At 55.3% G+C, this 22,508-nt stretch carries 20 protein-coding genes; 13 read left to right on the top strand and 7 right to left on the bottom strand.

What is annotated here, in order from left to right; genetic code table 11:
- Positions 1 to 149 precede the first annotated feature (149 nt).
- The 9 genes from rfbB (at position 150) to IEX96_RS14015 (ending at position 10,810) form a co-directional block, all read left to right on the top strand.
- Positions 150 to 1,250 (top strand): dTDP-glucose 4,6-dehydratase, encoded by a 1,101-nt coding sequence (rfbB, locus tag IEX96_RS05435; RefSeq protein ID WP_150005794.1) that lies wholly within the window; start codon positions 150 to 152, stop codon positions 1,248 to 1,250.
- A gap of 39 nt (positions 1,251 to 1,289) precedes the next feature.
- A complete protein-coding gene (locus IEX96_RS05430) occupies positions 1,290 to 2,261 on the top strand; it encodes a Wzz/FepE/Etk N-terminal domain-containing protein (protein ID WP_150005795.1) in 972 nt (323 codons plus the stop codon).
- Positions 2,262 to 2,291: 30 nt separating this feature from the next.
- Positions 2,292 to 3,638 carry an oligosaccharide flippase family protein gene (locus IEX96_RS05425; RefSeq protein ID WP_150005796.1) on the top strand — a complete coding sequence of 449 codons (1,347 nt, stop codon included), beginning with the start codon at positions 2,292 to 2,294 and terminating at the stop codon, positions 3,636 to 3,638.
- A 13-nt stretch (positions 3,639 to 3,651) separates the two neighbouring features.
- Entirely contained in the window at positions 3,652 to 4,509 is an 858-nt protein-coding gene (locus IEX96_RS05420; RefSeq protein WP_150005797.1) for a sulfotransferase, read from the top strand.
- A gap of 66 nt (positions 4,510 to 4,575) precedes the next feature.
- On the top strand, positions 4,576 to 5,886 hold the full coding sequence (locus IEX96_RS05415) for an O-antigen polymerase (protein ID WP_150005798.1): 1,311 nt from the start codon (positions 4,576 to 4,578) through the stop codon (positions 5,884 to 5,886).
- Between the two features lie 11 nt (positions 5,887 to 5,897).
- Positions 5,898 to 6,926: a glycosyltransferase family 4 protein gene (locus tag IEX96_RS05410; protein ID WP_150005799.1), complete on the top strand. Its 1,029-nt coding sequence runs from the start codon at positions 5,898 to 5,900 to the stop codon at positions 6,924 to 6,926.
- Positions 6,927 to 6,945: 19 nt separating this feature from the next.
- Positions 6,946 to 8,064 carry a glycosyltransferase gene (locus tag IEX96_RS05405; RefSeq protein ID WP_188873593.1) on the top strand — a complete coding sequence of 373 codons (1,119 nt, stop codon included), beginning with the start codon at positions 6,946 to 6,948 and terminating at the stop codon, positions 8,062 to 8,064.
- Between the two features lie 38 nt (positions 8,065 to 8,102).
- Positions 8,103 to 10,061: an asparagine synthase (glutamine-hydrolyzing) gene (gene asnB, locus IEX96_RS05400; protein ID WP_188873592.1), complete on the top strand. Its 1,959-nt coding sequence runs from the start codon at positions 8,103 to 8,105 to the stop codon at positions 10,059 to 10,061.
- A gap of 362 nt (positions 10,062 to 10,423) precedes the next feature.
- Positions 10,424 to 10,810, top strand: a complete 387-nt coding sequence (locus IEX96_RS14015; protein WP_150005801.1) for a glycosyltransferase — start codon at positions 10,424 to 10,426, stop codon at positions 10,808 to 10,810.
- Here the strand turns inward: IEX96_RS14015 and IEX96_RS05390 are convergent.
- The 5 genes from IEX96_RS05390 to IEX96_RS05370 all read right to left on the bottom strand — a co-directional run bounded on the left by IEX96_RS05390 (position 10,807) and on the right by IEX96_RS05370 (position 16,732).
- Positions 10,807 to 11,262 carry a pilus assembly FimT family protein gene (locus IEX96_RS05390; protein WP_150005802.1) on the bottom strand — a complete coding sequence of 152 codons (456 nt, stop codon included), beginning with the start codon at positions 11,260 to 11,262 and terminating at the stop codon, positions 10,807 to 10,809. The two genes, IEX96_RS14015 and IEX96_RS05390, sit on opposite strands and share 4 nt — an antisense overlap.
- Entirely contained in the window at positions 11,237 to 11,701 is a 465-nt protein-coding gene (gene gspG, locus IEX96_RS05385) for a type II secretion system major pseudopilin GspG (RefSeq protein WP_150005803.1), read from the bottom strand. Before gspG ends, IEX96_RS05390 begins: the two co-directional genes overlap by 26 nt.
- A 27-nt stretch (positions 11,702 to 11,728) precedes the next feature.
- Complete coding sequence (locus IEX96_RS05380) at positions 11,729 to 12,934, bottom strand: type II secretion system F family protein (protein ID WP_150005804.1); 1,206 nt, start codon at positions 12,932 to 12,934, stop codon at positions 11,729 to 11,731.
- A gap of 10 nt (positions 12,935 to 12,944) precedes the next feature.
- The gene (locus IEX96_RS05375) at positions 12,945 to 14,696 is read right to left on the bottom strand and encodes a GspE/PulE family protein (protein WP_150005805.1); all 1,752 of its coding nucleotides are present in this window, start codon (positions 14,694 to 14,696) and stop codon (positions 12,945 to 12,947) included.
- Between the two features lie 575 nt (positions 14,697 to 15,271).
- Positions 15,272 to 16,732 (bottom strand): hypothetical protein, encoded by a 1,461-nt coding sequence (locus IEX96_RS05370; protein ID WP_150005806.1) that lies wholly within the window; start codon positions 16,730 to 16,732, stop codon positions 15,272 to 15,274.
- Between the two features lie 126 nt (positions 16,733 to 16,858).
- Here IEX96_RS05370 and IEX96_RS05365 point away from each other — a divergent pair, with 126 nt between their 5' ends.
- Positions 16,859 to 17,248 carry a hypothetical protein gene (locus tag IEX96_RS05365; protein WP_150005807.1) on the top strand — a complete coding sequence of 130 codons (390 nt, stop codon included), beginning with the start codon at positions 16,859 to 16,861 and terminating at the stop codon, positions 17,246 to 17,248.
- A 283-nt stretch (positions 17,249 to 17,531) separates the two neighbouring features.
- Here the strand turns inward: IEX96_RS05365 and IEX96_RS05360 are convergent, their stop codons facing one another.
- Positions 17,532 to 17,879, bottom strand: coding sequence for a PilZ domain-containing protein (locus IEX96_RS05360; RefSeq protein WP_150005808.1), 348 nt, complete (start codon positions 17,877 to 17,879; stop codon positions 17,532 to 17,534).
- Positions 17,880 to 18,045: 166 nt separating this feature from the next.
- Here IEX96_RS05360 and IEX96_RS05355 point away from each other — a divergent pair, with 166 nt between their 5' ends.
- The 3 genes from IEX96_RS05355 to IEX96_RS05345 are packed head-to-tail and all read left to right on the top strand — an operon-like array spanning position 18,046 to position 21,369.
- Positions 18,046 to 19,851 (top strand): AMP-dependent synthetase/ligase, encoded by a 1,806-nt coding sequence (locus tag IEX96_RS05355; RefSeq protein ID WP_150005809.1) that lies wholly within the window; start codon positions 18,046 to 18,048, stop codon positions 19,849 to 19,851.
- A 13-nt stretch (positions 19,852 to 19,864) separates the two neighbouring features.
- Complete coding sequence (locus tag IEX96_RS05350; RefSeq protein WP_229773555.1) at positions 19,865 to 20,785, top strand: MBL fold metallo-hydrolase; 921 nt, start codon at positions 19,865 to 19,867, stop codon at positions 20,783 to 20,785.
- Between the two features lie 53 nt (positions 20,786 to 20,838).
- On the top strand, positions 20,839 to 21,369 hold the full coding sequence (locus IEX96_RS05345; RefSeq protein WP_150005812.1) for a flavin reductase family protein: 531 nt from the start codon (positions 20,839 to 20,841) through the stop codon (positions 21,367 to 21,369).
- Between the two features lie 63 nt (positions 21,370 to 21,432).
- On the opposite strand, the gene trxB is transcribed toward IEX96_RS05345, so the two are convergent.
- Entirely contained in the window at positions 21,433 to 22,404 is a 972-nt protein-coding gene (trxB, locus tag IEX96_RS05340) for a thioredoxin-disulfide reductase (RefSeq protein WP_150005813.1), read from the bottom strand.
- Positions 22,405 to 22,508 lie beyond the last annotated feature (104 nt).

The raw sequence follows: 22,508 nt of genomic DNA, 5'->3' as shown, positions 1-22,508 counted from the left end.
GTTGCCATTCGGCGGACGCTATCTAGAGTGGCGAAAGAAACAAGATAATCGTGACCACATATGAGCCGGGAATGAACTGCCCGCGCGATGATGTCCTCGCCATATATTTGTGACGGGGCGCGGTCGGCCAAGGGAGCATGGGACGCCATATGCAGACATTTCTTGTCACAGGCGGGGCCGGGTTTATCGGTGCGAATTTCGTTCATTTTTTAAAAGCGCATAATCCGGCATCCCGGATCGTTTTGCTGGATGCGCTGACCTATGCCGGAAATCGGGCCAGTATTGCAGATCTGGATGATGATGACGGGTTCGTCTTCATAAAGGGCGATATTGGCGATTATGATCTAGTATGTGGTTTGCTGTCCGATTATGCGGTGGATGCGGTGGTGCATTTCGCAGCGGAAAGCCATGTGGATCGGTCAATCCATAATCCCGATGCCTTTATCCAAACCAATGTGGTGGGCACGCACATATTATTACGTGCGGCTAAAAAAGTTTGGTTGGATACGGGCAGTGGCCGCCCGCACCGTTTCCACCATATTTCCACCGATGAAGTGTTCGGCTCTTTGGGGCCTTCTGAGCCTGCCTTTCATGAAGGCACGCCTTATGCCCCCAATTCCCCTTATTCCGCATCGAAAGCGGCGTCAGACCATTTTGTGCGGGCTTATCACCATACCTATGGCCTTGATGTCACCATCAGCAATTGCTCCAACAATTACGGCCCCTACCAGTTTCCGGAAAAGCTGATTCCGCTGTTCTTGATCAATGCGCTTCATGGCAAGCCTTTGCCCGTTTATGGCGATGGGGCCAATATCCGCGATTGGCTGCATGTGGAAGACCATTGTCGCGCTATCCATAAGATTTTGATGCAAGGCACATCTGGCGCGGTTTATGCTGTTGGTGGAAATTGCGAATTGACCAATCTTGCGCTGATTGACCAATTGTGCGCGGAGATCGATGCGGCTTTTGTCACGCACCCTTCTTTGGCGGCGCGGTTTCCCGATGCGCCGCCTGTGAAGGGGAAGCCAACACAAAGTCTAAAGCGGTTTGTCGAGGACCGTTTGGGCCATGACCGGCGCTATGCCATTGATGCGCGAAAGATAAAACGGGAATTGGGGTTTGATCCGGCTTATGATTTTACCAGCGGATTAAAGGCCACGATAAACTGGTATCTGGAACACGAATCTTGGTGGCGTGCCCTTTTGGATGGCCGTTATAACCAATGGATCGATAAACAATATATATCATGAGCGGCCTTTAAAGACCGCTGGAAAACAGGGTGCTCAAATATGACGGCAGACCATGTGGCAGGCCATGCGGATAATCGCGATATTTATGTACGCGATGTGATCTTGGCGCTGCGCCGACGCTGGATGTTGATCCTCGCTACAGTGATGGTGGTGGGCGCCATGGGCCTTGCCTATGCCATTTTTGCAAAACCGCTTTATACGGCATCGGCGGTCATCCAGCCCATGGCATCAGAAGAGGCGGGTGGAGCGCTTTCCTCTCTTGCCAGCCAGTTTGGTGGGGCCGCGTCCTTGGCCGGGATCAGTCTTGACGGGGGGGATGCGGAAGCGCAGGCCAATATGGCGATATTGAGATCGCGAGAATTTTCCATGCGCTTTATCGCGCAGAATGATCTCATGCCCTATTTGTTTCATGAGCAATGGAACCCGGAAACACAGGATTGGCGAAGCGGTGAACCGGGGCTTCTTGCACGCATGATTGGTGGTCTGTCGCATTTGATTGCCCGTCTGTCGGGAGATGAAGGCTGGCGACCGCCCAGTTCCATTCCAAGCGACTGGGAGGCTTTTGATCTCTTCGATACAAAGGTTCGGCATTTGCGGGAAGATACGGAAACCGGCCTGATTACCGTGTCTTTCGAGGTGCGCAACCCTGAATTGGCGGCCAAATGGACCAACGCCTTTGTGGCGCAGGCCAATGCTGAAATTCGGGCGCGGACCGTGAGCGAATCCAGCCGGGCCATCTCTTTTCTGCGTGAAGAAATTCAGAAAACCGCCGTGGCCGGTGTGCAAGATACGATCTATGGCTTAATGCAAAGCCAATTGGAAAAGGTGATGTTTGCAAATTCCCGCCCCGATTATGCCTTTAAGGTGATCGACAAAGCTGTACCGCCTGAAGATCGCTCGCACCCCAAACGGCCATTGGTTGTGCTGCTTTCTATCTTTTTTGGCTTGGCGCTGGGGGGCTGTTTGGCTTTGGGGGTTGAAGCCTATCGGGGGACACTTGCTCGTGTTTGATCCTGGCTTGGCCATGAACAGGATTTTGTAATGGCAAGGGAGAACCGTTTCGCTGGGCTGAAAGGCTGGGTTGCGCGGCAAAGTGACGAGCATTTGAGCGAGGTTCTATCGGGTGCGGCGATCACCTTTGGCGTGAAGATTGCCGGTGTGGGCCTGATGTTTTTATTCAATGTTCTGGTGGCGCGCCTTTTAGGCGTGGCGGATACCGGCCTGTTTTTTCTGGCGCTAACGGTTTTGCAAGTGGGAGCGACCATGGCGCTATGGGGGCTTGATAGTGCCACATTGCGTTATGTGGCGGGTTTTGCCGCCAATGGGCGCTGGAATGATGTGCGGGCCGTGTTGTCGCGGGCTGTGATTTTGGCGCTTTCGGTATCCGTACTTCTGGCGGTTTTGGTATTTTTTTCAGCCCCCTTCCTGGCTATCCGGATTTTTCACGAACCCGCGCTCGAAGCCTCTTTGAGAATTGTTGCCATTGCATTGCCGATTTTAGCCATTTTGCCGATATTTGTGGAAGGCCTGAAAGGCTTGAAAAAGATCTTCGCTTCGCAAATTCTGCAAGGCGTGATTTTACCTGTCTTCGCCCTTTTGGGACTGTATTTGTTTGCCGGGGATTATGGAGCAAGCGGAGCGGTCATGGCTTATGGGCTTTCGGCGCTGATGGCCCTTTTTCTGGGCTGGGGGTTTTGGCATTGGCAGCTTTCGCGGCGGGGCAAGGGGGAGGATACGCATTTTACATACAGCCAGTTGCTTCGTTCAGCGGGGCCATTGGGGGGCATTTCGGTTTTGCACCTGTTGATGCAATGGGTGCCTTTATTGGCCTTGGGGGCGTTCGGCACCAGTGCAGAGGTGGGGCTGTTTGGTGTTGCTATTCGTACGGCGACCTTGACCAGCTTGTTGCTGGTGGCGGTGAACAGCATTGCCGCCCCGAAATTTGCCGCCCTTTGGGCAAAAGGCGATCATGATGCGCTTCAGACATTGGCGGTAAAATCGACAGCGCTTATAACCCTTTTGGCGGCGCCTATTCTGTTGTGCTTCATCCTTTTTCCCTCTTTTGTCTTGGGGCTGTTCGGCGCGGATTTCAAAGACGGTGCCACAGCGCTTTCCATTTTGGCGGTGGGACAATTTGTTAATGCGGCTACAGGTTCGGTGGGGTTTTTGCTTATTATGACTGGCCATGAACGTCAGCTTTGGAAGTCGGTGGCGCTGGCGGCATTTTCGGCGTTGCTGATGTCGGGCTTGATCATGGGCGGAGCGGGCTTGACTATGGCGGCCTTGGCGGTGGCAGTGCCTTTGGCCTTGCAAAATATTTTATCGTCTTTTTATACCATGCGTTATTTGCGCATTGTGCCGTGCAACTATTCCCTTCTTTTTCGTTAAGAGCTTATGTCGCATGCGTGAACAGTCTCCTGTTATTTTTATCGGAATGCATCGGTCGGGCACCAGCATGCTTGGACGGGTTCTGGAGCGCTTGGGCCTTTTTGTGGGAGTGCATAAGGAAGGCAATAATGAAGCTGTGTTCTTTTTGAGGTTGAACACATGGCTGCTGGGCCAATGCGGTGGGCGCTGGGATTATCCACAGCCGATCCAAAATCTTTGGGATAATGAGGCTCTTTTGGGTTGGGTGGACCGTTATGTGCGCGATCAGATGAATGGGCCGCGTGCGTTGCATTTCTTAGGATTGAAGCGGTATTTGAAATATCGAAAAATTAGCGCGGTAGAAGAGCCTTGGGGTTGGAAAGACCCGCGCAACAGCTTCACATTGCCGCTTTGGTTGCACATGTTTCCCGACGCCCGTGTCATTCATATCCGGCGGCATGGGGTGGATGTGGCGCAAAGCCTTGTGGTGCGTGGTGAAAAGGGGATGAAGGCATCCACCCAATTTTATCAGAAATATCGCGCTCTTGCCGCGCTCCGGCCCAAACGAGGTGGCTTTATGGAATCGCCACGCTGTGCGAAGATTGAAGGTGGTTTTTCCCTTTGGGCGGAATACTTACAAGCGGCGGAAACCCAGCTTGCAGCTTTGCCCGATCATCAAAAGCTGGAGATTGTCTATGAAGACTTTCTGGCAGATCCGATCCACATGATCCCGCAAGTGGCGCAGTTTTGTGGCTTGCAGTGTGACATGGCGGCGTATGAAGCCAGTGTGGCGGATATTCGCCCGAGCCGCGCCTTGCCCCATAAGGCGGATGAAAGGCTGGCACTTTTCGCCAAAGAGAATGCCCATGTGCTTGCACAATTTGGATATTGATAGCGTTTCTTTGGCGGGTGCCTTATTTCTGTCTGGGGGCGGCCTCCCTTATGAAAGGGTTGCGCCATGAGTGGCCTTCTGGTGGCTTTGGTGGGAACCTTTGTTTTTGGCATCTTGATGGCCATCAGCCTTTATGCCGGACGATCATGGTTTCATCCCGCCGTTGCCTGGAATGGCATCTGGTTTGTGGTGTTCGCCTCCATGTGCTTTGCGCAAATGTGGCTTCATCCGGTCTCTTGGGAGGCTTTGGGAATTTTTGTGGCCGGCGCGCTTTATTTCTCATTTGGTTCGGCTTTGGGAAGCATGCGCTGGCGGCGCCAAAGCCCCGTTAGCTCACCCCCATTACAGGTGCAAACCGTTTATAAAAGCGATCGAATTTTGCTGATCGGCTTGCTGATTTTACTCATCATCGGGATGCCATTCTATATCCGGCACATCATGTCTTTCTCGACGGCCACGCCTTTTTCACCGCTGTTTTTCCTTGAGGTGCGCCAAGGCATGCTGGATGTAGCGCAAAACCAGTCTCGAGGGGCTTTTGTGGGCAATCTGGTGGTTTTGTCCACGTTCGGAACGCTGATTGCTCTGGCTGTCACACAAGGGGGGCGTCGGTGGCGGCTGTTGATCGCCGCGTTATTTGCTCTTGCCATTGTTTATAATCTTCTTACGGCAGCCAAGGGGGGGCTATTGAGCCTATTGGTTGGGGCTTTTGCCGTTTATGGGCTGACCCAGAAACGGTTGCCGGTCAAGGCGTTGATTGTTCTGACAACGCTTGTTTTGGTGGCATTCGGAGCGATTACTGTATTGCGCAGTGCTGTTGCGTCGGGGGGAGAAGTATCTTATCTGGAGGCGGCAAGCCTTACCGGGCAGACCTTTTTGAATTATCTGACCACGAGCCCTGTGGCGTTCAGTTTTTATCTGGATGGGTTCGAGATCATTCCAGAGGTGAAAGGGCCGTGGGAGTTTTTCATCCGGGTCATTAATTATTTCGGGAATTTCTTCCCCGCCCCCAATCCACCGGGAAAGTTTATCGAGGTGGGGCCGGGTCTCCATGGCTATAACACTTATACGATTTATTTTTTCTATTATCCCCATTATGGCCTTACGGGCGTTTGTATCTTTACCTTTTTTATCGGCCTGATTGCCGGTGCTGTGTATAAAATGGCACAATCCAATCAACTGATCTGGATTTCGCTTTATTCCATGCTGTTTTTTGGTGTGATTATAAGCGTCCTTGCAGATTCCTTGCTGACCGCGCTCAACCCGATGATCAAGCTGGTTTTATTGGGGCTTGTCTTCACAATGGCTCGGCGCATCCGCTTGTTTGATCCCAAGGCACATCGTTCTAGGCTGGGCACGCAAACACTATCAAGAGCATAAGGCCCGTTTCTATGACATTGCATCCCTTGAATATTGCCGCCTTCACTGGGGGCCAATCTGTTCCCAGCGCCCGCTTTCGGGTGCGGCAATATATCGAGCCTTTGAAGAACTTTGCGTACAGGGTGGATGAATTTCCTTCAAAGGCCGGGCAATACCCCCCTGAGATGCAGTGGAAACGCCCATTCTGGTTGGCGCAAAACCTGATCGAGCGCTTGCCATCTGTTTTAAAGTCACGGCGCTATGACCTGATCCTTTTCCAACGGGAGTTGGTGAGTACGCTTTTGACCTTGGAACCCTATTTCGCAGGGCCGCGCATTCTGGATGTGGATGATGCCATTTGGCTGCATAAGCGTGGCGGTTTTGCTGCCAAATTGGCGCAGCGCTGTGAAGCAGTGATTTGCGGCAACAGTTTTTTACAAAGCTATTTCGGTGATTTGGGGTGCCAGACATTTCTTTTGCCCACAGCGGTGGATACCAAGAGATTTTCACCCAAAAGCGATGAGGGCACGGAGGCGCTTGTTATCGGTTGGTCGGGGTCTAGTGGTAACCTCATTCAGTTGGAGCGGCTGGAACCGGCTTTGGCGACGGTCCTGGAGACATATAAATCCGCGAAACTTCGGGTGATTTGCGACCGTCCCCCCAATTTCAAGAATCTTTCTTCCGAAAAAGTGGAGTTCATTCGCTGGTCCCCTGATATTGAGGTTGTGGCGCTACAGGATCTCAGTGTTGGTTTGATGCCCATTGAGGACACTGATTGGTCACGGGGCAAATGCTCTTATAAAATGCTCACTTATATGGCTTGTGGTTTGCCGGTGGTGGTCAGCCCGGTTGGAATGAATGCCGAAGTGCTGGCCTTGGGGGATATTGGCTTTGGCGCACGATCCCATGCAGAGTGGATAGAAGGGCTGGATACATTGCTGGCCGATCAGACATTAAGAGCCAGAATGGGTGAGACGGGGCGCAAATTGGCTGTACAGAATTTTAGTCTGGATCATCTTTCCGTGCGGCTTGCTGATATTTTTCGCTCTGTCTCTGGTTGAAAAGAAAGCGCTTTTTGCGATGGCCTCTTCAAAGTCTGTTCTGCATATCATCACCGAGCTTGGTCGCGGTGGGGCAGAGCATATGCTTTACAAGCTGTTGTCCGCCATGGATGGCAATCTGGCCAATCATCACGTGCTGTCGCTTGGCAGCGGTGGGCCATATGCCGAGAAAATCCGTGCACTTGGCATCCCGGTCCATGAACTGGGCATGCGTATGGGGCGGCCAAATCCAATGCTTTTGCTGCGATTGCGCGGGCTCGTCCGGAAACTGAACCCTGATCTTGTGCATGGCTGGATGTATCATGGTATTCTTGCCGCCCGATTGGCAGCGCAAGGCCGCCCTGTGGTGGCGGGTATTCGGCACAGCATATACAAATTATCTTCCGAAAAATTCGCCACCCGTTTGGTGATTCGGGCTGTGGCAAGTCTGAGTCCATCGCTGGCGGCGCTCACCTATAATGCCCATCTCAGTCTGGATCAGCACAGAAACATCGGATTCAGTTCTAAAAAAGCCTGTGTGATCCCCAATGGCTTCGATCCGGACCGTTTACGGCCAGATCCGAAAGTGGGGGCAAGACTGCGGGCAGAGTTGGGAGTTCAACCGGATGTCTTTGTTGTTCTGCATGCGGCGCGCTTTCATCCGATGAAAGACCATAAAGGCCTTTTGCAGGCGATCGCGCGGATCAAAGACCGAAACATGGTCTTTCTTCTGGCCGGAACGCAGGTGGATTCTGGCAATCCGGCTTTGAGCGGCATACAGGATGACCGTGTCTATTTGCTTGGGGAACGGGATGATATTGCGGATCTGATGACCGCTGCGGATTGTCTGGTCAATTCTTCATGGAGTGAAGCATTTCCCAATGTTTTGGGAGAGGCCATGGCTTGTGGACTTCCGGCTATTGCAACGGATGTGGGAGAATCGGCTGCAGTGCTTGGGGGAACCGGGCTGGTTGTGCCACCTCGCGATCCCGAAGCGCTGGCCAAGGCCCTTGTCCAGATGAAAGATATGCCACAAGAACAACGCATTGATCTGGGAAAGCGTGCCCGGCAAAGGGTGATCGAGACATTCAGCCTGTCAAAAGTGGCCTCGGATTATCTGGCCCTCTATCAAGATGTTCTGGATGCCGACAGCCGGTGATGGACCAAAAGATGTTCAAGAAAAGGAATTCTTAGTCCATGTGCGGAATCGCGGGGTTTATCAATTGGCAGGGCGTTCCGGATGGGGGCGCGCAGATTTTGCGCACCATGACAGATGCGGTGCGCCATCGTGGCCCCGATGATGAGGGGCAGTGGTTGGATGCAGAGGCGGGGGTAGGGCTCGGCCATCGCCGTCTTTCGATCCTTGATCTGTCGCCTGCTGGCCATCAGCCCATGATCTCTGCCACCGGGCGTTATGTGTTGGTTTATAATGGCGAGATTTATAACCATCATGCGCTAAGGTCGGCGCTGGGGGAGCAAGGCAACGCACCGGCATGGCGTGGTCATTCGGATACAGAAACACTACTGGCCGTGATCGAGGCGGTGGGTGCACAAAAGGCGATAGCGCAGCTTAATGGCATGTTTGCCTTTGCCTTATGGGATCGGCAGGAGCGCAGCTTGTTGCTGGCACGCGACCGGCTGGGAGAAAAGCCGCTTTATTATGGATTTGCGGCGGATGGCACCTTCCTTTTTGGCTCGGAATTAAAATCGCTTGTGGTCTGGCCCGGTTTTCAAAAAACCGTCGATCGCGAGGCCTTGGCTGCCTATGTGCGGTATAATTATGTCCCGGCTCCTTGGTCCATTTGGCAGGGCATCCGGAAATTGCCACCTGCCCATTGCGTGATTTTAAAGGCAGGGGAGCAAGCCTTGCCGCCCCCACAAGCCTATTGGGATTTTCAAAAGATCGCCCATGAGGGGGCTTTGAATCCCCTACCCTATGAGGCGGGGCTTGTGGATCGGCTTGAAACATTGTTGATGGACAGTGTGGGCCGCCGGATGGAAGCGGATGTGCCTTTGGGGGCTTTTTTGTCCGGCGGCATTGATAGCTCTACCATTGTGGCCTTGATGCAGGCGCAATCTGCGCAAAAGGTGCGCACCTTTTCCATCGGGTTCCATGAAAGCGGCTATAATGAAGCCACCTATGCCAAAGAGGTGGCGCATCATCTGGGAACCGATCATACGGAGTTATATATTACGGCCCAGCAGGCGCAGGATGTTATCCCAAGCCTTCCACAGATATGGGACGAACCCTTTGCCGATAGCTCGCAAATCCCTACATATTTATTGAGCAAAATGACCCGTGCCCATGTGACGGTGAGTCTGTCTGGCGATGGGGGGGATGAGCTGTTTTGCGGCTATCATCGTTATTTCCAAGCCATGCGTTTGAAAGCGGCGCTTGGCCGGGCTCCCCAATTCAGCCGCGAAATTGCGGCACGGTTTTTACGTACGAATTTCGCCGGTCATGCAGCTTCTGGTGTCAATCGGCTTTTGCCCAAAGCATATCGCCAAGCCGCTTTACGGGACCGTTTGCCAAAGCTGGCGGGTTTTTTAGCCTATTCCGATGGGATGCAGATCTATCGGGATTTGATCTCTCATTGGAAAGATCCAGGTGCCGTGGTGCCGGGAGGCAAAGATCCCCGCTCACAAGAGTTCGATATGGTGCCGGATTTCCCGGATTTCCGTCAGGCGATGATGTATCTCGATACGCTGGGTTATCTACCGGATGATATTTTAACGAAGGTGGATCGCGCCAGCATGGCCACCAGCCTGGAGGCGCGGGTTCCTTTCCTTGACCACATGGTGGTGGAGTTTGCCTGGCAACTGCCCATGAGCGCCAAAATTAAAGAAGGGGTAGGCAAGCATATCCTGCGCGAAGTGCTGTATCGCCATGTGCCGCAAAAGCTTATCGATCGTCCAAAAATGGGCTTTGGGGTTCCCATTGATGATTGGTTGCGCGGCCCCTTGCGCGATTGGGCAGAAGATCTGCTGGATGAAAAGCAGCTGCGTGAGGATGGCTTTTTCGACCCCGCCCCGATCCGCAAGCTATGGCAAGAACATCTGTCGGGTGGCCGGCGCTGGCACTATCATTTGTGGGATATTCTGATGTTCCAGGCATGGTGGCGGCACCAATCCGATCCGTCGCTGAAGAAAATTTAAGAACAGGGTCATTGTGTCTCAACGCTCTCATATAACCACTGCCGCCCCGCAGCATATTTCCGGTACAGCGATTCGGTCTGTGGCAATCATCTCCAATCAGGCACGGTCGATGATCAATTTTCGAGGCCCTTTGATACGGGCGATGGTGGTCCAAGGCATTCGAGTTTATGCATTGGCTCCCGATTTTGATACACAATCGGAGGAAGTCATCGCTGAACTGGGCGCGAAGCCTGTCCGTTATTCGCTTGATCGTGCAGGGATGAGACCCCTTCAGGATTTGCTGGATATGTTGCAATTGGCGCGGTTGCTCAAGCGTTTGAAGCCCGATGCCAGCTTTGGCTATTTCATCAAACCGGTGATTTATGGAAGCCTTGCCGCGTGGTTGGCCGGGATCTGTTGCAGATGTGCGTCCTTGGCTGGCGGCCTGTTCGGTTTTTGTCTTGCCAAGTTGGCGCGAGGGATTGCCGCGGTCCACCACCGAGGCTCTTGCCACCGGTCGGGCTGTGGTCACAACGGATGTACCGGGCTGCCGCGATACGGTGGAAGAAGGTGTGAACGGATTTCTGGTGCCTGTGCGGGATCCCGGGGCTTTGGCCGATGCCATGATTCGCTTCATCGAACAGCCCGCACTTTGCGTTACAATGGGTCGGGAAAGCCGCCATATGGCCGAAGAGCGCTTTGATGTGCACAAGATCAACCGCCATATATTGACGGCGATGGGCATTGCCACAGATCGCAAAGGCGTTTAGGCGCCGCGCTGTGGCGCATCCACAATGCGGGTTTCGCAAAAAGGCGCTGTGACGATGATGGTCTTGTTGCGGCCTGACGGGGCAAAAAGCTGAACTTCCCCGCCTGAGCACAAGCCCATGGCCGAGACGATCAGCGTGCCATTTGTGCGCACCGTCCAGCCCGGGTCCAGCTTGAACGTGCCTTGTGCAAGGCCATCATCTTGTTCTTGCAAGGCGTTGCCATAGCGGATCGTCCGGCCATCCAATCGGGCGCGCATGGGGGCTTCGCGCATTTGGGTGGCGATGGATTCGGCCGTTTCGATCAGCTTTCCGCTTTCTATACGGGCGGTGAATTGCGGTGCGGCAAGGCCGAGAATCAGCCCCATAATGGCCAGAACCACCAGCATTTCAAACAGCGTAAAGCCCTTTTGAAAGGGCTTTTTGTGCCTAGCGTGTGGAGGATATATCCGCATTCAGGCCTTCACCCCCTTCGGCATTATCGGGGCCATAGCTATAGACTTCGGCCACGCCGCCCGGTGTGTCCGGCAGCCGGTAGCGGTACGGATTTTTCCACGGATCAAGCGGCACCGAGCCATCCAGATACGGCCCGAACCAGCTGGCGCGAAGGGCGGGATCTTCGGGCGGTGACACCAAAAGGGAAAGCCCTTCCTGTTCGGTGGGATAGCGGCCCAGATCAATGCGCATGGTATCGAGCGCGGTGCGCAACATGCGGACCTGCGCCTGCGCGGTTGTTACCTTCGAGCTATCGAGCTGGCCAAACAGGCGCGGCCCCACAAGGGTGGCAAGCACCGCGATGATGGCAATAACGATCAGCATTTCAAGCAAAGTGAATCCGCTTTGCTTAGTGCGTGTCGAACGGGTATCGGGGCGCAGGTTTCTGGTCCGGCGCATGGGGCTGATCTCCCTTGGGGTCATGGCTTAGATCTCAAATTGATAAAGGCTTGTCATGGCCAGCACAATGCCGACCACCAAAGTACCCACCACCAGCGATATAAGCAAAATGGCCACCGGCTCGGCAAGGGCTGTGATGCGTTTGGCGCGTTCGCGGGCGTCATCATCCAGAATATCGCTCATGAACACCAGCATCCGGTCGAGGGCGGCGGCCTGCCTGCCTGTGCGCAACAGATCGGTGAAGGTGGGGTCAAGGGCAACACCATTGGACAGGGCTTCATCCAGCGGTTCCCCTGCGCGGACGGCGCGGCGGGCTTCTTTCAATCCTTGGGAAAAGGCGGGGCTGGTGACAGACCGGGCCGCCAGATCGAAGGCGGCAAGCAGTGGTGCGCCATTGCGCATGGCGATGCCCATGGTGCGGGCCCAATTGGCCAGTTGCGCCCGGCGTAGAAACGGTCCCACAACCGGGGTGCGGTCCAGCAGGGCTTTGAAGCGGGCGCGGGCATCGCGCGATCGGGTAAAGCCAAGCACGCCGCTCAACAACACAATGGCGCCAATGCCGATGGCCAAAGTGTGATCGCGAAACACTGCCGATGTTGACAAAACCATTTTAGAGATCAGCGGAAGTTTTGAATAATCATCGCCGATCATGGCTTCAAATTGAGGCACCACCACAAGGAACATGAAAATGGTGATGGCAACGCCCGTGGCGGCCAGAAAGGCGGGATAGGTGAGGGCAGAGCGGATTTCGCGGCGCAGGGCTTCTTCTTGTTCCATACGCTGGGCGGCATCGCTCAGCGCATCGGCAAGGCCGCCGGTTTGTTCGCCCAATTCCGCCAATTGCGAAAGATAGGGGGGGAAATCCGGCATATTGGCGGCGATGGCTTGCGACAGGCGTTCACCGGCGCGTAAGCCCTGCCGGATTTTAAGGCTGCGGGCGCGTAATTCGGGATGTCCATTACGCGAGAGGCTTTCCATGCAATCCAAAAGCGGCAAGCCAGCGGCCAAAAGCGTTGCCATTTGCCGAACATAGCGGGCACGGGCTTTGGCATTCAGGCGGTTTGTTAGCCGGCCCAGAAAGGGCAGGCCGGTGGTGGTTGCGGGCTTGATGAAAAACGGCTCCAGCCCTTTTTCCACCAGCTTGCGATAGGCATCGCGTTCGTTCGCGGCTTCGATGCGGCCGGTGAGCACCACACCATCGGATTTCATGGATTTGTGTTTATAGTCTGCCATTTTGGTGCTGCTATTCCGCCATGACCGAGGCACCCACCACCCGCATCACTTCTTGCAGCGTGGTTTCCCCTGCGCGGGCTTTTTCCGCCCCGTCTTCCAGCAGGGTCATGAAGCCGCGCTTGCGGGCGAGTTGTGTCATTTCTCCCAAGGGCTGGCCTTGGGAAATGGCATCGGCCAGTGCGCCATCGATGGCGGCGATTTCAAACAAGGCCAAGCGGCCCAGATAGCCGGTATTGGAACAGGCATCGCAGCCCCGCGTGGTGCGCCAGCGGGCGTTGTTATCCGTCAGGCTTTGCGCCAATGCAGGGCAATCGCGGGCAAGGCGCTCTATAAAGCTGTTTTGTTCTGTGATGCGGGCCTGGTCTGTTTCGTCGATGGCGCAATGGGGGCACAGGCGGCGCACCAGCCTTTGGGCGGCGGTTCCCAAAAGGGCCGAGGCTACCAAAAACGGTTCAAGCCCCAGATCCACAAGGCGCGGAATGGCGGCCAAGGCGGAATTGGTGTGCAAGGTGGAAAGAACCAAATGGCCGGTAAGAGCGGCTTGGGCGGCAATGGCGGCAGTTTCGCCATCGCGGATTTCCCCCACCATGATGACATCGGGGTCCTGACGCAAAATGGCGCGCAATCCACGGGCGAAATCATAACCGATTTCGGCCTTTGTCTGGATTTGCGACACGCCTTCCATATCATATTCCACCGGATCTTCGATGGTGATGATCTTGCGGATACCATCATTCACCGTTTCCAAAGCGCGGTAAAGCGTGGTGGATTTCCCCGATCCCGTGGGGCCGGTGACAAGGATGATGCCGTGATTTTCGCGCAAAAGCCCATCCAGAACAGACCGCGCCCGGCCCCGCAGGCCAAGGCCGGAAAGATCAAGCAAGGTGCGTTGTTTGCGCAAAAGCCGCAAGACCAGCCCTTCGCCCCAGGATGTGGGCAGCGACGACACGCGCAAATCCACCTCTTCGCCGGAAACGCGAATGGTTTGGCGGCCATCTTGCGGCAGGCGGCGTTCGGCAATATCCATGCCCGAAAGCAGTTTGACGCGGGAAACAACGGCATCGAACCGGCGGCGCGGCTGGGTGGATTTTATATGCAAAACCCCATCGATGCGGCTGCGAACCTGAAACATATGTTCCGACGGTTCGATATGGATATCCGAAGCCCCTTCCTGCAGGGCCTGGCTGAAAATGGTATTGACGAAATCGATCACCGGCGCTTCTTCGGCCATTTCCCGCAAGCGCGCCGCATCGGCTTCTTCATCTTCTATCCCGGCCTGATCGCCATTGCGATCATGGTGGGAAAGCAGGCTGTCGATCATGGCATTGGGGGCAAGGAAATAGCGCACGTTTTTGCAGCGGCTTTCCAGCAGTTCCATAATATCGGGATCAAGGCTGTTGCGTGGCGCGGCGCAGATCACATCCGTTTGCCATAGATGGTCTTCATCGCTGTTTTCCGGATCGGCGGGCAGGCACCAGATGGGCACCGCCCTTTGGGTGATCCAGTTTGGCGGCAGATCAAGCATTTGACTGGCAGCGATGCAGGCGGCGGCATCGGGCGCACTGGCCGAGGTTAGAACGGGCAGATCAAGCTGTTGCGACAGGGCGGCCAGAAGATCGGTTTCGCTGATGGCCCCAAGGCGCACCAAAGCCTGACCGAACAAGCCGCCCACTTCGCGCTGAAAGGCATCGGCCTGCGCCCTGTCCTGGGCTGTGATCAGGCCTTGTTCTGCCAAAATGTCGCCGATTCGTCGATGGTCCATAATGCCCTTGATGATCGCTGTCTTCTTGGATGTTGTAGTGGATCATCGGGTGTGGGCCAAGCCCTTCCTTTCGCATCGGTTCCGGGGGTGTGGCTTCCATTTCCGTGATTTTCGGGCTTGTGGGTTTTTCGGTGTCATACGTGGGGGTGTGTCTTTTCTTTCGTCATTTGCGGGCGTGAGTTTTTTCCGCGTCATTCCCGGGCTTGACCATTTCTTTTACGTCATTCCCGGGCTTGACCCGGGAATCCAGACTTTTGCTGGTGGAGGGTTGCGGCGCTGCCGGACTGGACCCCCGGATCAAGTCCGGGGGTGACGGGTGAGGGGGTCCGGTGGGTGACGAGTGGGGCGCGGGCTTTTTACGGTGCGTCATTCCCGGGCTTGACCCGGGAATCCAGACTTTTGTTGGTGGAGGGTTGCGGCGTTGCCGGACTGGACCCCCGGATCAAGTCCGGGGGTGACGGGTGAGGGGGTCCGGTGAGTGACGGTTGGTGTGTCCGATGGTGACGAAAGCGCGCAAAAAAAAGGGTGGCCGAAGCCACCCTTTCTCGATCGTTCATCCTATCCGTTATGACGGATTAGATAGGATTGCTGCCAAATTCGGCAGTGCTGTTCACGGCGCCATCGGCGTTGAACATCAGGCGACGGATCTGGAGGCCCGTAGTGCCAGCCTGTTCAACGGTGAATTCAACCGTGCCGCGGGTAATCGCAGTGGCATCGGCATCAAGAACACCGGCTTCTACCAAGGCATCGCCCAGTTCAACGGCTGTGATCTGCAGTTCGCCACCGGCAGAGGTGCCAGAGGTGAGGCCAGCAGCGGTGACATCGAAATCTTCAATGTCGGTTGCTGTGGAGTTCAGATCGCGGATGGTAACGAAGACCTGCGCATCAGCTTCAAGATTGGTGAAGCGGAAGATGTTGTTCAGGTTGGCAGGCTCAAGCGCAACCCATTCAAAGGCATCGCTTTCCGAACCATCGCGGAGGATTTCCGCAAAAGAACCGGAGCCTGTGATGGGATCCACATCCGGGGAGTTGACCGTCACATCAGCAGAGAAGGTCTGCGAAGAAACAGACACACCATCTTCGGGCGTGACATCACCGGCCAGTTCAACAACCACAGCATGGGTGCCGATAGCGAGGGCGACATTGCCTTCAAAGGCATCTTCGTCGTCGTTCAGAGCAACATCAACACCACCAACGGTGAATTTATCAATCCCGGCGACAGAGACACCGGAAATGGTGACATCGAAATCGGTCGGAGCACCAACAGCGACACCGGTCAAATTCGTTGCATTATTACCAGCGGCAACGTCAATGGCGCCAAGCGGAACAGAAAATTCGTCTGCGTCAAGACCGGCCACTTTGAATTGGGTGAAGGATTTTTCGGTGTCAGAGCCAAGCGCCAGCGTGCGCTCGTCGGCATCAGCGGGAACACCGCTATCATCGACGGTGACAACGAAAGCCGGGCCAACTTCAACCAGCGGACCGCCATTGATTTCATAAGCGGTGGTATCGGCAAGGAGAGTGTTGCCGACAACAGCTTCCACGCCAACCGAGAAATTGGCTTCGCCAATGGAAGACAGCGCAAAAGGAACAGTGATTTCAAGCTCACCGCCCAAGCCAGTGCCATCGCAATTCTCGATATTGGCGATTTCAAAGGTGATGCTGGATTCGGTAGAACCAGCCGACACAGGCTGTACGCCAGCGGCGCAAGAGCCATCGCCCGTATCACCAACAGCCGTTTGGCTGACAGGATTGCCGAAGACGGCATTGTCAAGGGTCAGTTCCACCAGACCGGCTGAGCTCAGACCATTCACACCCCAAGGATCGCCATTGGTGTTGGCGGGGGTGATGGTGAATTCGAGAACGCCACTTTGGCCGGCGAGAACGGCGGTATCCACCAGATTCACGTCGGGTTGAATGTCGCCAACATTGTTGGTTACATCAAGGGTAATGGTATCAGTAGCCTGCGCATGTGCAGTTCCGGCCATAAGCGCGACAAGGGCGCTGGAAAGGGCCAGTTTATTAAGAGTTTTCATCGTGTGTCCGTCCTTGTTCAAGGTTAGGTCCATCTTGCGTCGAGAGCGGCTTGCAAAGAAATACAGACGCGAGCAGGTCGCTAAACACGGCGCTCATCCCCTCTCAGCATGATGGATGTAGTTAGGATGAAAGCGCGAGCCCTGTCAAGACGTGCAAAACCGCCATTTTCTACTTTTTTTCGTGCTGTGTTTACCAAAGTTTTACCACTCAGGACATTTGGGGCATATTCTGCCATTTTTGGTAAGACTATTTTAAGGATATTGGTACGCTTTGAGCGGTATTTTTCTTATGGCTGTGTGGTTTTTGCCACCATTTTGTGTCTTTTTCAAGGATGGTGGGGCAATTTATTATGCTGTTTCGGGGTGATCTGCCTGCCATTTTCGGGGTGTGTGCTTTTTCTTTCGTCATTCCCGGGCTTGACCCGGGAATCCAGACTTTCGCTGGTGGAGGGTGGCGGCGTTGCCGGACTGGACCCCCGGATCAAGTCCGGGGGTGACGTGAGAGGGGTGGCTTGACCCGGGAATCCAGACTTTCGCTGGTGGAGGGTGGCGGCGTTGCCGGACTGGACCCCCGGATCAAGTCCGGGGGTGACGTGAGAGGGGTGGCTTGAGGCGGGAATCCAGACTTTCGCTGGTGGAGGGTGGCACGCTGTTGACTGGACCCCCGGATCAAGTCCGGGGGTGACGGTTTAGGTGTGCCCGGGGGTGACGGTTTAGATGTGCCCGGGGGTGACGGTTTAGGTGTGTCCGGGGGTGACCGATAGGGTGTGTCCGGTGGGTGACGAGTGGGGAGGGAGCGTTATGGCGCGGGGTCGTCTTTTTCCGTGCGTACCCCCGCAAGGCCGGGATAGGTTTCGTCATCTTCGGCGATTTTTTTGAGCAAAAGATCGGGGCCGGCGGCCAGCGCCAGGCCAAAAGAGCCATTGCGCATCCACTGCACCTCGCCGGCAAATTCCCCCAGTTCGGGAATGATCAGGATCAGTTCTTCGCCCAGACGGACGGTCAGGGCACATTCGATATAGGTTCCTGCCAAGGACACATCGAGAACGCGACAGGGAACAGAGCGATCGTCAACGGTGATAATCGTGCCGTGCCATAGAACCGGCAACCGGTCATCAGCGCGCCTGTTTTGTTCTTCGGATGTCATGCGGGAAGCACTCCTTACACGTCTTTTACAGCCATTAAAGACCGATCATGGCCGAAACGATCTGTCATTTAACCTGCCGTCTTTATTGCCAAGCCGAGCGACCAAGCGCTAAAGCTAAAACAAATAACACAGAATTTTACAACGAGATCAATACGGGGAGTGCCGAATGGGCCCGGAAAAATATCAGAATTTGGTCCAGATGCTGTTTGAGCAAGCCCGGAAAAACGGCACAAAACCGTTTTTATGGGCAAAATCGGAAGGCCGGTTTCGTTCCCAGAGCTGGGACGATGTGGTGGATCAGGTGGCGCGGATGTCTCGCGCCCTGATCAAGGAAGGGGTGCAGGCGGGCGACCGGGTGGCGCTGATTTCGGAAAACCGCCCCGAATGGTTGATTGCCGATTTCGCCATCATGGCCGCGGGGGCTATCACCGTTCCCGCCTATACCACATCCACCACCAGCGATTATCAGCATATTCTGGAAAACAGCCGCGCCAAAGGGGTGATCGTTTCCTCGGCCAAGCTGGCGCGTACGGTTTTGCCTGCCGCGCATTTAAGCGATAGTGCCGAATTTGTTATCACCATGGAAGAACCGCGCCTGACCCAAAGCATCAATGCCCGCATGTTGCGCTGGGACGATGTGCTGGCGGCACAGCCCGCCTGTGTGGATGCGGTGCGGGAAGCCACCTCTACCTTGTTGCGCGAAGATGTTGCGTGTTTGATCTATACATCCGGCACCGGCGGCGCACCCAAGGGTGTGATGATCCATCATGGGGCGATTTTGCATAATTGCATGGGGGCCTGTGATGTGTTGTCGGAAATCGGGTTAAGCGGCAACCGCTTCTTGTCTTTCTTGCCTTTGAGCCATGCCTATGAACATTCGGCGGGGCAGGCCCTGCCGGTTTCGATCGGTGCCGAGATTTATTATGCCGAAGGTATAGACAAGCTGGCCAGCAATATGGCCGAAACAAAGCCCACCATCATGGTGGTGGTGCCGCGCCTCTTTGAAATGTTGCGCAACCGCGTTTTGCGGCAGGTGGAAAAAGACGGCGGATATAAGGAAAAGCTGTTCCACAAGGCTTTGGCGCTGGGCATCAAGCGGCATCGGCAGGGCGGCCGTCTGGGCTTTTTCGAACGGATACAGGACAAGCTGCTTGATCGCCTTGTGCGGGCCAAGGTGCGGCGGCGTTTCGGCGGGCGGCTCAAGGCGCTGGTTTCAGGCGGCGCGCCGCTGAACAAGGATGTGGGGGAGTTTTTCACGGGCCTTGGGCTGCCTTTGTTGCAAGGCTATGGCCAGACCGAGGCCGGCCCCATTATTTCGGTGAACCGCCCCACCCATTCCAAAACCCACAGTGTTGGCCCGCCCATGAAAGGCGTGGAGCTGACAATCGCCGATGACGGGGAAATTCTGGTGCGCGGCGCTTTGGTGATGAAAGGCTATTGGGGCGATGAACGCGCCACGGCCGACACCATCAAAGACGGCTGGCTGCATACCGGCGATATCGGGATTCTGGATGAAGATGGCCATCTGGTGATTACCGACCGCAAGAAAGACCTGATCGTTTCCGATAAAGGCGAAAATGTTTCTCCGCAGCGGGTGGAGGGCATGTTGGCTCTGGAAATGGAAATCGCGCAGGTGATGGTTTATGGCGATGACAAGCCGTATCTTGTGGGGCTTGTGGTGCCGGACCCGGAATGGCTGGCAAGCTGGACAAAAGAAACCGGAAAAACCAACGATTATGCGGCGCTTGTTGCCGATCCGGATTTGCGTACGGCCATCGATGCCGCCATCAGCCGTGTCAATAAGCGCTTGTCCAATCTGGAAAAAGTGCGCCGCTTTGCTTTGGCCGACGAGCCGTTCTCTATCGAGAATGAACAAATGACCCCCACTTTGAAAATTCGCAGGCATGTGATCGGGAAGATCTATCGCAGCCGCATCGAAACCCTTTATGGTGGCGGGGCAAAAGGTAAGTGAAAAGGAAACGGCAATGAAACCGACATCAGCTCTTTTGAAAACCATGGGCGCCGTGCTGGCGCTGGGCGTGGCCTTTGGCGGCCCCGTGGCGGCGCAGGATGATTTTTCAAATGTGGATATCCGCACCGAGCATGTGGGCGGTAATGTGCATGTGCTGTTTGGTGCAGGCGGCAATATCGGCGCGCTGACCACCGAAGATGGTGTTGTGCTGATCGACGACCAGTTTGCTCCGCTGACGGACCGTATCTTGAAGGCTGTCGAGGCGCTGGAAAGCGGGCCGGTGAAATTCCTGCTCAACACCCATTGGCACGGCGACCATACCGGCGGGAATGAAAATCTGGGCAAGGCGGGCGTTCTGATCGTTGCCCATGACAATGTCTATAAGCGGCTTTCTGAACCGCAGCGCTTTGAAAATGCCCGGCGCAATACGGAAGCCCGCCCCAAAGAAGCCCTGCCGGTTTTAAGTTTCAATGATGAACTGGCGTTCCATTTGGGGGAAGAGGCCCGCGCTTATCATGTGGCCCATGCCCATACCGATGGCGACAGCTTTATCCACTTTACCGAAAGCAATGTGATCCATATGGGGGATTTGCTGTTTGTGGATCGCTATCCCTTTATCGATCTTGGCAGCGGCGGCAATCTTCATGGGGTGATCACGGGCATCAAACAGGCTTTGGCTCTTGCCGATGCCGATACGGCCTTTATCGGTGGGCATGGGCCTTTGGCCGATCGTCCGAAGGTGGAAAGCTATCTGAAGGTGCTGGAAACAGCCCGCGATCGGGTGAACGCCTTGAGAGAAGACGGTCAAAGCCTTGAGCAGGTGATCGCCGCCAAACCCATGGCAGAGTATGACGAAACATGGGGCGGAGGCTTTATCAATCCCGAAGCCTTTTTGCGGGCGGTGTATCAAAGCCTTGAGACAGCCCATCATTAAGGGCTATCCGGCACGCGGCTAAGGATCGAGAAAAAACAGGATGACAGCACAGCATGAATGAGGCCGTAAACAGCCTGAGTTTTGCCTTTGATGATGATCATGGCCTGCCAGTGGATGAAGACCGGCGGGCTTTCCGCATTGCCTTGGGCCGTTATCCCACGGGTGTTGCCGTGGTCACGGCCCTCGATATGGCAGGGCAAGCTGTGGGCATTACCATCAACAGCTTTGCTTCTGTCAGCCTTGATCCGCCGCTGGTTTTGTGGAGCATCGAAGAGCATTCCGCTTTTGCCCCGGCTTTTATCGAGGCCGATGCCTATGCCATCAGCGTTCTGGCTGCGGATCAAAGCGCTGTGGCGCAGGCTTTTGCCGGGCCGGGGGAACATCGCTTTCGTGATTGTGAAACCCAGGAAACCCGCCTTGGTATTCCGGTGCCCAAAGGGGCGTTGGCGGTGTTTGAATGTCGGCGCTTTGCCCTTTATCCCGGCGGCGATCACCGCATTTTGCTGGGCCGCGTGGAGCGCGTCACCACCTGTGCCGGAGAGCCTTTGGTGTTCCATGAAGGCGCATTGCGCGGGCTGGGCTGAAGAACGCGAAAAGGCTTGGCTATAAAAGCCAAGCCTTGTTGTTGATAAAGGGGATCAGGCTGCTTATTCCGCCGCAGCGGCCTTGGTGCCCACCGATTGGGCGGCAAGGAAACGCTCGGATTCCAGCGCTGCCATGCAGCCCATGCCCGCAGCCGTTACTGCCTGACGATAGACGGAATCGGTCACATCGCCTGCAGCATAAACCCCGGGAATATCGGTGGCTGTGGAATCCGGTGCCGTTTGGATATAGCCGTGGGAATCCATTTTTAGCTTGCCTTTGAACAGCTCTGTGGCGGGGGAGTGGCCAATGGCGATGAAAACGCCGTGGGTGGCAATATCCTGTGTTTCTCCGGTTTCCCGATGGGCAAGGCGCACGCCGGTTACGCCAAGCGGATCTTTGTCGCCAAGGATTTCTTCCACCTGATGATCCCAGATCACCGAGACCTTTTCATTGGCGAACAAACGGTCTTGCAAAATTTTCTCGGCACGCAGGCTATCGCGGCGATGCACCAAAGTGACTTTGGATGCAAAATTGGTCAAATACAGGGCTTCTTCCACCGCTGTATTGCCGCCACCCACAACCACCACTTCTTTGTTGCGATAGAAAAATCCGTCGCAGGTGGCGCAGGCGGAAACGCCAAATCCCTGGAAGGTTTCTTCCGAAGGCAATCCCAGCCAGCGGGCCTGTGCACCGGTGGCGATGATGATGGCATCCGCGCTATAACGGGTGCCGCTGTCGCCCACCATTTTGAAGGGGCGGCTGTCCAGATCCACATCGGTGATGATGTCGTTGATCAGCTTGGTGCCCACATGTTCCGCTTGCGCCTTCATCTGTTCCATCAGCCACGGGCCTTGGATCACGTCGGCAAAGCCGGGATAATTTTCCACATCGGTGGTGATGGTCAATTGTCCGCCGGGCTGCAATCCGGCCACGATGGTGGGCTCAAGATTGGCACGGGCCGCATAGATTGCAGCGGTATAGCCCGCCGGGCCCGATCCAATGATCAGAACTTTGCTGTGATGGGTTTCGGGCATGGCGCAACTCCGGAAAGGGCCCGCAAGGGGGCTGAAATCTCGATGAATAACAAGCGGCCGCGAAAGGCCGAGCGATTTATTTAGGCAAGCGAGCCTGTGGACGC

The organism is Iodidimonas muriae (assembly GCF_014647255.1).
GTDB lineage: Bacteria > Pseudomonadota > Alphaproteobacteria > Sphingomonadales > Rhodothalassiaceae > Iodidimonas > Iodidimonas muriae.
The sequence above is the reverse complement of the archived record's forward strand: the minus strand, read 5'-3'. Positions and strand labels throughout refer to the sequence as shown.